The 11,195-nt window shown below is 65.3% G+C and carries 11 protein-coding genes; 3 read left to right on the top strand and 8 right to left on the bottom strand.

What is annotated here, in order from left to right; all coding sequences use genetic code 11:
* On the top strand, positions 1 to 1,114 hold a 1,114-nt coding region (locus EN738_RS22315; protein WP_145966899.1), incomplete at its 5' end, for an MATE family efflux transporter.
* A 58-nt stretch (positions 1,115 to 1,172) separates the two neighbouring features.
* Here EN738_RS22315 and EN738_RS22310 read toward each other — a convergent pair.
* The 8 genes from EN738_RS22310 to speB form a co-directional block, all read right to left on the bottom strand.
* Complete coding sequence (locus EN738_RS22310) at positions 1,173 to 1,973, bottom strand: ABC transporter permease (RefSeq protein ID WP_127285610.1); 801 nt, start codon at positions 1,971 to 1,973, stop codon at positions 1,173 to 1,175.
* Positions 1,973 to 2,827, bottom strand: coding sequence for an ABC transporter permease (locus EN738_RS22305; RefSeq protein ID WP_127285609.1), 855 nt, complete (start codon positions 2,825 to 2,827; stop codon positions 1,973 to 1,975). Before EN738_RS22305 ends, EN738_RS22310 begins: the two co-directional genes overlap by 1 nt.
* A complete protein-coding gene (locus EN738_RS22300) occupies positions 2,824 to 3,861 on the bottom strand; it encodes an ABC transporter ATP-binding protein (protein ID WP_127285608.1) in 1,038 nt (345 codons plus the stop codon). Before EN738_RS22300 ends, EN738_RS22305 begins: the two co-directional genes overlap by 4 nt.
* A 74-nt stretch (positions 3,862 to 3,935) precedes the next feature.
* On the bottom strand, positions 3,936 to 5,024 hold the full coding sequence (locus EN738_RS22295; protein WP_127285607.1) for an extracellular solute-binding protein: 1,089 nt from the start codon (positions 5,022 to 5,024) through the stop codon (positions 3,936 to 3,938).
* Positions 5,025 to 5,095: 71 nt separating this feature from the next.
* Positions 5,096 to 5,743 (bottom strand): amino acid ABC transporter permease, encoded by a 648-nt coding sequence (locus EN738_RS22290; RefSeq protein ID WP_126057022.1) that lies wholly within the window; start codon positions 5,741 to 5,743, stop codon positions 5,096 to 5,098.
* Positions 5,740 to 6,408 (bottom strand): amino acid ABC transporter permease, encoded by a 669-nt coding sequence (locus EN738_RS22285; RefSeq protein WP_127285606.1) that lies wholly within the window; start codon positions 6,406 to 6,408, stop codon positions 5,740 to 5,742. The genes EN738_RS22290 and EN738_RS22285 overlap by 4 nt, the downstream gene beginning before the upstream one ends.
* Before the next feature lie 25 nt (positions 6,409 to 6,433).
* Complete coding sequence (locus EN738_RS22280; RefSeq protein WP_127285605.1) at positions 6,434 to 7,237, bottom strand: transporter substrate-binding domain-containing protein; 804 nt, start codon at positions 7,235 to 7,237, stop codon at positions 6,434 to 6,436.
* 79 nt (positions 7,238 to 7,316) lie between these two features.
* Complete coding sequence (gene speB, locus EN738_RS22275; RefSeq protein ID WP_127285604.1) at positions 7,317 to 8,372, bottom strand: agmatinase; 1,056 nt, start codon at positions 8,370 to 8,372, stop codon at positions 7,317 to 7,319.
* Between the two features lie 205 nt (positions 8,373 to 8,577).
* Here speB and gcvA point away from each other — a divergent pair, with 205 nt between their 5' ends.
* Both gcvA and pncB read left to right on the top strand, forming a co-directional pair.
* On the top strand, positions 8,578 to 9,552 hold the full coding sequence (gene gcvA, locus EN738_RS22270) for a transcriptional regulator GcvA (protein WP_127285603.1): 975 nt from the start codon (positions 8,578 to 8,580) through the stop codon (positions 9,550 to 9,552).
* Positions 9,553 to 9,712: 160 nt separating this feature from the next.
* A complete protein-coding gene (gene pncB / locus EN738_RS22265; RefSeq protein ID WP_127285602.1) occupies positions 9,713 to 11,017 on the top strand; it encodes a nicotinate phosphoribosyltransferase in 1,305 nt (434 codons plus the stop codon).
* Positions 11,018 to 11,195 lie beyond the last annotated feature (178 nt).

Here is an 11,195-nt window from a genome sequence, read left to right as displayed (position 1 = left end):
GCGCCGCACCGTGCGCCAGGGCCTGTGGCTGGCGATCCTGATCTCGATCCCGATCTGGGTCTTCCTCTGGCACGGCGAGAGCGTGCTTCTGGCGATGGGCCAGGAGCCCAGGCTGGCGCATCAGGCCGGCATCTATCTGCGCTGGCTGGAATGGGCGGTGCTGCCGTTCTACGGCTATATCGTGCTGCGTTCCTTCATCTCGGCGCTGGAGCGGCCGGGTTGGGCGCTGGTCATCGTCTTCGTCGCCGTCGCCTGCAACGCCTTCTTCAACTGGGTGTTCATGTTCGGCAATCTCGGCGTGGCTGCGATGGGCATTTCCGGCTCCGGCCTCGCCACCACGCTGTCCAGCACACTGATGTTCTGCGGCCTGGCGGCGGTGCTGCTCGTGGAGAAAAAATTCCGCCGCTACCACCTGTTCGGCCGCTTCTGGCGCTCCGACTGGCCGCGCTTCAAGGGCCTGCTCAGGCTCGGCCTGCCGATCGCCGGCATCCTCGCCTTCGAAGTGACGATCTTCAACGCGGCGGCACTGCTGATGGGCCTGATCGACGCGGACTCGCTGGCCGCGCACGCCATCGCCATCCAGATCGCCTCGATCTCCTTCATGGTGCCGCTCGGCCTCAACCAGGCCGTCACCGTGCGCGTCGGCCTTGCCCATGGCGCCGGCAACCCGGAAGGCGTTTCGCGCGCCGGCTGGACCGCCTTTATCATCGGCGTTTCCTCCATGGCGTTGATGGGGCTGGTAATGATTCTCTGGCCGCATTTGCTGATCAGCGCCTTCATCGATCTGAGCGATCCGGCCAATGCCAGGGTGATCGCGCTTGCGGTCTCCTTCCTGGTGTTTGCGGCACTGTTCCAGATCTTCGATGGCGCGCAGGCGGTGGCGGCCGGCATGCTGCGCGGTCTGCACGACACCAAGGTGCCGATGATCTATGCCGCGATCGGCTATTGGGGCATCGGCCTGCCGCTCGGCGTGCTGCTCGCCTTCCATTTCGGCTTCAACGGCGTCGGCATCTGGATCGGCCTGGCATCGGGGCTGGCCGTGGTGGCCGCGCTTCTGCTGGCGCGCTGGCTGCGGCGCGACCGCATCACCCCGCAGCTCGCCTTCGGGCATTGATCCAACAGAACGGCCGCGGGTCGCCCCGCGGCCGTTCCCATTCGATTGCAGGCTTGCTTCAGTTGCCGTCGGAAGACATGGCGCCCAGCAGCCTGCGGATGTCGCCGAACCTGGCGATCGAGCCGAACACCAGCGCCGCCACCGCGACGAAGAACACCGACACCGCGGCCATGGTCGGCGTATAGCCGTAGCGCAGCGCGTTGAAGATCTTGATCGGCAATGTCTCGGTGGTGAAGCCGATCGTCATGTAGGCGACGATGTATTCATTCAGCGACAGCACGAAGGCGAAGGCGTAGCCCGAGACGAGATAGGGCAGGATCAACGGCAGCACCACGGTCTTCAAGACGGTGCGGTCGTCGGCGCCCATGGTCGCCGCCGCCTCGACCAGCGAGCGGTCGATCGAGGCAAAGCCCAGCGACAGCGTCACCAGCGGCAGCGTAACGAAGAAGATCGCGTGGCTGATGATGGCGGTGAAGAACTGGCCGAACAGCCCGACCGTCGCCCAGAAGCTCAGGAAGCCGAGCGCCGTGATGACCGGCGGCAGGATGAAGGGCGCCAGGCCCAGCACCTGGAAGATGTTCGCCCATGGCGCGATGCGCCGCCACAGGAACCAGGCAAGCGGCAGCGCGATGGCCACCGCGATCGCCGCCGAGCAGACGGCGAGCGTCACCGAATGGATCAGCGCCAGCCGCCATTCCGGATCGGTGAAGATCTGCGCGTACCAGGCGAGCGAGAAGCCGACCGGCGGGAAGGTGAGTTCCTGCCGCGAATTGACCGAGACGCCGGCGACGACGATGAGCGGCGCTGCCAGGAACAGCGCGACGAAGCCGAAATAGAGACGGCGGAGCCAGGTCTCGATCATAGCGCGTTCTCCCTGCGTCCGACGAGCAGCGTCATGCCGACCAGCGCCAGCGAGATCAGCACCAGGAACACCGCCATCGCCGCCGCGAAAGGCATGTTGGACTGGTAGATCGCCTGGTCGGTGATCAGCACCGAGAGCGTCCAGTGCTGCGGCCGCCCAAGGATCTGCGGCAAAAGATAGGAGCCGAGCGCGAAGACGAAGACCATGATCAGCGTCGCCACGATGGTGTTCCTGAGCGCCGGCGCGACGACGTTGAAGAAGGCCCTGACCGGCGAGGCGCCGAGCGTGCGCGCCGCTTCCAACAAGGTTGGATCGAGACGGACAAGCGCCGGGTAGAGCACCAGGATCGTGTAGGGCAGCGCCTGGTAGACCATGCCGGTCAGCACCGCGCCGAAGGTCGGCAGCAGCGCCACCGGCTTGTCCATCAGCCCGACCGCCACCAGAAGATTGGTGATACCGGCAGTGCGCGAGAACAGCGTCGACCAGGCAAAGCCGATGATGACTTCCGACAGCGACAGCACCGACAAGAGGCCGACCAGCCACAGCGTCTGCACGCGGCGCGGCCGCCGGGTCAAAAGGTAGGTGAAGGGGAAGCCGATCGCCACGCAGCAGACGGCGACCAGCACCGCTAGCATCAGCGAGAAGCCGAGCACGCCGCCGAAGAAGGTCGACAGGAAGCGGGCGTAATTGTCGATGACGAAATCCGGCGTGTAGAAGCCGGACGGATTGCGCTTGAAGAAGCTGACGGCGATCATCGTCGAGAACGGCACGACGAAGAAGACGATCAGCATCAGGCCGGGAAAGAACAGCGGCGTATAGTCGGCTAGCGACCTGGGGGCTTCGCGTCTCATGAGCCGAGCACCACGCAGCTTTCCGGCGGCAGCACGACGCCGACCTTGGCGCCGACCGGCACGTCGTGCCTTTCGCGCGGGGTCGTCACCGCGACGATGCTGGTGTTGCCCACCTCAATGAAGGTCTCGATCGTGCCGCCGAGATCGCGCACGAAGCTGACCTGGCCGGTGATGGCGCCGCCGGCAGGCTCGCCGAGATGCACATCCTCGGGACGGATCGACGCCGAAGCCTTGGTCATGCCGGCCGGCATGGCGAGGCCCGGAATGGCGGTGCCGAGGATCGTCGTGCGTCCCGCGCTGTCGACCTCCGCCGGCAGGAGATTGGTGATGCCGATGAAATCGGCGACGAAGGCGTCGGCCGGCTTGCGGTAGATTTCGATCGGCGGCGCCGCCTGCAATATCTTGCCGTGGCCCATGACGACGACGAGGTCGGCCATGGTCATCGCCTCGCGCTGGTCGTGGGTGACGACGATGGTGGTGATGCCGAGGCTCTGCTGCAGCTGGCGCAGTTCCACCTGCATCGCCTCGCGCAATTTGGCGTCGAGCGCCGACAGCGGCTCGTCGAGCAGGAATAGTTTCGGCGACAAAGCGAGCGCGCGGGCGATCGCCACGCGCTGGCGCTGGCCGCCCGACAGCTTCGCCACCGGACGGTCGGCAAAGCCCGGCAGGTGGATCAGCGTCAGCAGTTCGTCGACCCGCTTCTTCTGCTCTTCCCTGGAGGCGCCGCGAATGCGCAGCGCGTAGGAGATGTTGTCGCCGACCGAAAGATGCGGAAACAGCGCCAGCGATTGGAACACCATGCCGAGATTGCGCTTGTGCGTCGGCAGCGGCGTGATGTCCTCGCCATCGAGAACGATGGCGCCGCTGGTCGGTTCCTCCAGCCCGGCGATCATGCGCAGCAGCGTGGTCTTGCCGCAGCCCGACGGGCCGAGCAGGCAGACGAACGTGCCGTGCGGCACGTTGAGCTGGACATTGTCGACGGCGGCGAAGACGCCGAATTTCTTGGTGATGGCGTTTATGTTCAATCCGGACATGCTCACCCCTCTCTCAGGACGTTGCACCGCAAGGGCCGCCGGGCAGATGCCCGGCGGCCGGTTTCAGCTGGTGCTTAGCCGACGATCAGCTCGGTCCACTTCTGGTTGATCCAGTCGGCCTTCGACGTATAGAGGTCGTAGCGCGGGATGATCGGCTCGATGTCCGACGACACGGCGGCGAACTCCTCCGGCTTGAGGTCGAGCACCTCCTTCTTCAACGTCGGCGTGGTGCCGACCTTGCGCGACATCACGCCCTGCATCGAAGGCTGGCTCATGAAGTCGATGAAGGCGTGCGCTTCCTCGACCTTGGTCGAGGCGCGCGACAGCACCCAGTTGCCGGAATCCTGGATGCCGCCTTCCTTCGGGAAGGTCGAGCGGACATGGAAGCCGTCGGCGGCCGCAAGCCCGGTGACGTCGTGGTAGTACTGGCCCATCGGGATCTCGCCCGACTTCAGCGCCTGCTCGAACTGCGCCTCGTCGCGATACCACAGCCGGACATTCGGCTTGAGCTCGGCGAGTTTCTCGAACGCCTTGTTCAGCCCGTCTTCCGTGTCGAGCGCGTTGGTGCCACCCATGAAGGTCTTGGCCGTCACTTCGAGCAGGAACGAGTTGGAGGCGAGCGCCAGCAGGCCGAGCTTGTCCTCGTTGGCCTTGTCCCAGAGTGCTGCCCACGAGGTCGGCGCGTCCTTGTAGACGTCGGTGTTGGTGACCAGCGTGATCCACCAGGCCACCGCGCCGATGCCGGCGACGCGGCCGTCCGGATATTTGTTGATGAAGCGGGGCAGGAGGTCGCCATAGTGCTTGAACTTCGAGGTGTCGAGCGGCGTCCACAGTTCGGTCGACTGGCCCTTGAGCGTCGAGGTCTGCGACATCATCGAAAGGTCGGCCGGCGCCTGTCCGGCCTTGGCCGCCTGCTCGAGCTGCACCAGCCAGGCCTCGCCGGTCGGCTCGGCGACCGATTCCACCGCGATGCCGGTTGCCTTGGTGAATTCCGGAAAGACATGCTCGTCGAACGATTTCTTGAAATAGCCGCCATAGACGCCGACCTTCAGCGACTTGTCCTGCGCCCGCAGCACCGCGGGCATTGCGAGCACGCCGGCGGCGGCCAGGCCGGCGCCAAGCACGCCGCGCCGGGTGATGGGTGTTGCGATCAGTCTGTTCATCTCAATTTCTCCTCTGTTTGTGCCGGTTGTCCGGCGGGTTCCCTTGGTTGCGTTTCTCCGCCGTCAGCGGATCAGTGTGCCGCCGCTCGTTGCTCGAGCGCGCGGGCGTATTGCGTCAGTGGAAAGCACATGACGAAGAAGATCAGCGCCACCAGTCCGTAGACGGTGAACGGTTCGAAGGTCGCGTTGTTGATGGCGTTTGAGGTCCTGACCAGTTCCTCGAAGCCGATGATCGAGGTCAGCGCCGTCGACTTGATGAGCTGCACCAGGAAGCCGACGGTCGGCGCGCGGGTGATCGAGAACGCCTGCGGCAGGATGATCAGCCTGAGCTCCTGCAGGTAGTGCAGCCCGAGGCTGGCGCCGGCGTCCCACTGGCCGCGCGGCAGCGCATCGACGCCGCTACGCCAGATCTCGGCCAGATAGGCGCTGGCGAAGAAGGTGAGGCCGAGCGCCGCCGCCGTCCACGGCTCGATGCGCAGCCCGAGCATCGGCAGGCCGAAGAACATCAGGAAGAGTTGCATCAAGAGCGGCGTTCCCTGGAATAGCGCGATGTAGCCGGAGGCAATCCGCCGGGTCCATTTGGTCTTGGCGATGCGCAAGAACAGCACGGCCAGGCCGACCAGTGCGCCGCCGACGAAGGCGGCGAGCGACAACAGCACCGTCCAGCGCGCGGCGAGCAGCAGGTTGCGCAATATGTCCCAGAAGGTGAACTCGATCATGACACGCCGGCTCCCAGAACACGGCGCCCGCCGCCGACCAGCAGCCGGCGCAGCCCCATCGACAGGCCGAGATAGACCAGCGTCACCACAAAATAGGTCTCGAAGGCGCGGAAGGTGCGTGCCTGCAGCATATCGGCCTCGTAGGTCAGTTCCCGCACCGCGATTTGCGACACCACGGCCGATTCCAGCATCATGATGACGATCTGGCTGGTCAGCGCCGGGTAGATCACCTTCAGCGCCTGCGGCAGCACGATCTTGACGAACACCAGACGAGGCCTGAGCCCAAGCGCCAGTGCGGCTTCCGTCTGCCCGCGCGGCACCGCGTCCAGCCCGGCGCCGACGATCTCGATCGTGTAGGCCGCCATGTTGAGCGTCATCGCCAGCATGGCGGCCAGGATCGGATCGAGCCTTATGCCGAGGCTGGGCAGCCCGAAGAAGATGAAGAACAGCTGCACCAGGAACGGCGTGTTGCGCATTACCTCGACATAGGCCGCGATCGCCAGCCTGAGCGGCTTCGGGCCGTTTCTTTTGCCGGCGGCGCCGAGGATGCTGAGGAAGGTTCCCGCCAGCGTGGTGACGGCGATCAAAAGGATCGTCGTCGCCGCGCCGCGCGCGATCGCGCCTACCGCACCCGCAAGCCAGCCGAAGTCGAGGCTGTAGCCCATGGCAATGCCCCCTACTGTCCCAGGATCAGTCCTTGAGGTTGTCGGGGTTGAGCGGCGTCTTCAGCCAGGCCTTCGAGCTCTCGTCCAGCTTGCCGTCGGCCAGCATCTTGGCGACCGCGTCGTTGATCGCCTGCTTCAGCCGGTCCTCGTTCTTGTTGAGGCCGATATGCGAGGGCGAGGTGAGCAGCTGGAACTTCTGCTCCGGCTGCAGCGCGTCCTGCTTGGCCAGAACCTGGGCGCCGACATCGTTGCCGACCACCATCAGCTGGGTCTGGCCGGAGATGAAGGCCTGGATGACGGAGTTGTAGTTGTCGAAGCGGCGGATGTCCGCCGAGGCCGGTGCCGCTTCGGTCAGCGAGGTGTCCTCCAGCGTGCCGCGATTGACGGCGATCGACTTGTCGGCAAGGTCCTCCTTGCCTTTGACGGCAAGCGCGGCCGGACCGATGACGGCAATGTAGTAGGGCGCGTAGGCGGCGGCGAAGTCGATCACCTCGGCGCGCTCCTTCGAATAGCCGACGCTCATCAGGAAGTCGACGCGCTTGTCGGTGAGATAGGGAATGCGGTTCTGGCCGGTGACGCTGACCAGGTTCAGCTTTACCTTCAGGGAGTCGGCGATGGCCTGCGCCACGTCGATGTCATAGCCCTTGATGCTCATGTCGGCGCTGGCCGAGGAGAAGGGCGGGAAGTCGGAGAAGATGCCGACATTGATGGTGCCGGCCTTGGTGATGTCGTCGATGGCGTCGGCCCTGGCCGCCTGCGAGGCGAGGCCGGCGGCGCCGAGCATCAGCATTGCCGTGATGGCGGATTTCAGCGTGGTGCGAAGTGTCATTTTAGTTCCCCTTCTGGAAGCTTGTTGTTGAAACCGGCCGCCGGCTCCAGCACGGCGGCCGTATTGGTCTGGCGTAGCCTCAGCCTTTCTTGATGGCCGGGCTGAACACCATCAGGCTCAGGATCTCGAACAGGACCTGGGCGCCGACATGGGCGGTGTTGGTGGTCGCGTCGTATTGCGGCGCCACCTCGACGACGTCGCCGCCGACGATGTTGAGGCCCTTGAGGCCGCGCAGCAGTTCGAGCACCTCGCGCGTCGTCAGCCCGCCGACTTCCGGCGTGCCGGTGCCCGGCGCGAAGGCCGGATCGACGCTGTCGACGTCGAAGGAAATGTAGGTCGGCCCGTCGCCGACGATCTTGCGCGCCTTCGCGATGATGGCCGGCATGCCCAGCCCGGTCACCTCCTCGGCGTGCACGACCGTCATGCCCGACTCGTAGGAGAACTCCCACAGATACTCGGCCGAGCCGCGGATGCCGATCTGGATGGTGCGCGAGGGATCGAGCACGCCGTCCAGCACCGCGTTGCGGAACGGCCCGCCATGGTGGAACTTGGTCAGGTCGAACAGGCCGCTGGTGTCGCAATGGGCATCGATGTGGATCATGCCGACCGGTGCCTTCTTGCCGACCGCCTTCAGGATCGGATGGCTGATCGAGTGGTCGCCGCCGACCGAGAGCGGGATGACGCCGGCGTCGACGATCTGGTTGGCGCGGCGCTCGATGTCCTCATGGCTGGTCTCCAGCCGGTAGCGGCTCTGGAACGGCACGTCGCCGATGTCGGCGACGCGAAGCTCATGCGTCGGCGCGCATTCCAGGACATGGTTGTAGGGGCCGATGCGCTCGATGGCGCGCAGCGCCCGCGGCCCGAAGCGCGAGCCCGGACGGTTGGTGACGCCGAGATCCATCGGCACGCCGATCATCGCCACCTGCAGATCGCCGAAATCCGGCTTGTCGGCGGCCACCTCGCGGTAGGGCGCGGTGAGGAAGGTCGGGATGCCGGAATAGGGCGCCAGCCTGGTGCCCGACTTGGAGAAGATCTTGTCGGCGACCTTGCGGAACTTCGGGTCGAACATCTCGCCGCCATGGCCCTCGCCATACTTGCGACGCAACGCTTCAAGTTTGCCGCGATCGTAACCCATGTCGGTCTCCTCCGTCTGGCTGGTAGTGAAGCAACACCTATGATGCTGACCGCCATCCGGCCGGACCGCGGTCCCGCCCTGGCTGCCTGCAGATTTCACGTCTTGATGATGTTCCGGGACAAAGTTTCCGGCAGCTCCATTGAAAAATCAATTGATATTGTTAGGGTGTTTGTTGTGAGAAAATCTCACACTACTTGAGTGCACGATGGCCAAGCGTCTGCCCCCGCTGAATCCGCTGCGCGCCTTCGAGGCCACGGCCCGCCATGCCTCGCTGACCAAGGCTGCGGCGGAGCTGAATGTCACGCACGGCGCCGTCAGCCACCAGATCAAGGCGCTCGAGCAGTCGCTCGGCGTCAAGCTGCTCGAGCGCGCCGGCCAGCGGGTGAAGCTGACGCCGCACGGCGCCGAGCTTCTGCCGGCGGTGTCGAGCGCCTTCGACGGCATCGCCGCCGCCACGCAGCGCATGACGCGGCCGGCCAGCGCCGGCAAGCTCTCAATATCCTGCGTGCCGGCGCTGCTGCTCTTGTGGATGACGCCGCGATTGGGCTCGTTCACCGCGCAATATCCCGACATCCAGCTCACCTTGCTTCCCTCCAACGACGCCAGGGACATCCGCGCCCCGCATATCGATGTCTGCGTGCACTATGGCGATGGCAGCTGGAGCGATTGCTGGATGCGCAAATGGTCCGGCCTCGAACTGTTCCCGGTGGTCAGTCCGACGCTGATCAACAACCGCCCGATCCGCACCGTTCGCGATCTCGCCGACCATGTCATCCTGCATGGCGACGACGGCCGCGAGTGGCACACCTGGCTGGCCGCCGCCGACGCGCTGGACCTGGAGCGCGGCCGCCGCCATCATTTGGGCGACGCGCGCACCGCGACCGAGGCCGCCGTGCATGGCCATGGCGTCGCGCTCGGCGATTCCGTCACGGCCAGCACGCTGCTGGCCAGGGGCCTGCTGGTCGCGCCGTTCAGCCTGTCGGTGCCGGCGGTCGACGACTTCTACGTCGTCTGCCGCAACGAGATGAGGTCGACGCCGATCGTCCAGCTCTTCATCGACTGGCTGTTCGCCGAGAAGGAACAGGCCGACGGCCGCGCCGACGCGCCGGTCGCGGGGCGCATCGGCAGCCGTCGGAAGCGCCCGGGGCTGAGGGTGATCGGCGCCAGGACGGCGTCCTGACGGCTGGACCGGGGCGGCCTCTTTTTGTCGGGCCAGCCCGCAAAGCGGGAGGCGTTGCCGAAAATTCAATGCTAAGAGGCTTGGTTGAAGCAGTTCCAGGAAAAGCGGCCGGAATTGCGCAAGCAAGCGCTAGAGTGAGCAGCGAAGGCGGCAGGACGAGATGGCAAAGACCGATATTGCGCGGCGCGTCTACAACCACACCTGGAAGCTGGACCCGATCGTCCGCAGCCTGCTCGACACCGATTTCTACAAGCTTCTGATGCTGCAGATGATCTGGGGCATGTATCCCAAGGTCGAAACCACTTTCTCGCTGATCAACCGCACAACCTCGGTGCGCCTCGCCGACGAGATCGACGAGCAGGAACTGCGCGACCAGCTCGACCACGCCCGCACCTTACGCTTCTCCAAGAAGGAGATGATCTGGCTCGGCGGCAACACCTTCTATGGCCGCAAGCAGATCTTCGAGCCGGAATTCCTTGCCTGGCTGGAGGATTTCCAGTTGCCCGAATACGAGCTGTCCAAGCGCGACGGCCAGTACGAGCTCTCCTTCAGCGGCCCCTGGATGTACACGACCCTGTGGGAGATCCCGGCGCTGGCCATCATCAATGAACTGCGATCGCGCGCGGCCATGCGCGCCTTCGGCCCGTTCGCGCTCGACGTGCTCTATGCCCGCGCCAAAGCCAAGATGTGGGCAAAGACCGAGCGGCTGAAGGCGCTGCCGGGCATCCGCATCTCCGATTTCGGCACCCGCCGCCGCCACTCCTTCCTGTGGCAACGCTGGTGTGTGGAAGCCTTGAAGGAAGGCATCGGCGGGGCCTTCACCGGCACCTCGAACGTCCTGCTTGCCATGGACAACGACCTCGAGGCGCTCGGCACCAACGCGCATGAGCTGCCGATGGTGTTTGCCGCCCTCGCCAATTCGGAAGAGGAGCTCAAGCAGTCGCCCTACAAGGTGCTGCAGGACTGGCAGCGCTACTATGGCGGCAATTTGCTGATCGTGCTGCCTGACGCGTTCGGCACCGCATCCTTCCTGCGTGACGCGCCGGACTGGGTCGCCGACTGGACCGGCTTCCGCCCCGACAGCGCGCCGCCGATCGAGGGTGGCGAGAAGATCATCGACTGGTGGCGCGAGAGGGGCAAGGACCCCAGGCAGAAGCTGCTGATCTTCTCCGACGGGCTCGAGGTCGAGACGATCGAGGAGACCTACCGCCACTTCCGCGGCAAAGTGCGCATGTCTTTCGGCTGGGGCACCAACCTCACCAACGACTTCGAGGGCTGCGCGCCGACCGAAACCAACAGCCTGGATGCCATCTCGCTGGTCTGCAAGGTCACCGAGGCCAATGGAAGGCCTGCGGTCAAGCTCTCCGACAATCCGGCCAAGGCGACCGGGGACCAGAAGGAGATCAAGCGCTATCTGAGGATATTCGGCGAGAAGGACCGGGTGAGGCAGCTGGTCAAGGTGTGAGGGGGCGGGTGCTTCCCGTATCGCCACGCGAGACGGCAGAGTTGGATAGGCCGAGTTCCTTCGCGCCCCCCTCTGTCGTGCCGGACATCTCCCCCACTGAGGCTGCTTTCCTCTCCCTCCGGAGGGGGGAGAGGTGGCGCCGCGAAGCGGCGACGGAGTGGGGGAACCACCTGGCAAC

Origin of the sequence: Mesorhizobium sp. M4B.F.Ca.ET.017.02.2.1, assembly GCF_003998955.1 — a bacterium.
Taxonomy (GTDB): Bacteria; Pseudomonadota; Alphaproteobacteria; order Rhizobiales; family Rhizobiaceae; genus Mesorhizobium; species Mesorhizobium abyssinicae.
This window is presented reverse-complemented; position numbering and strand designations above follow the sequence as displayed.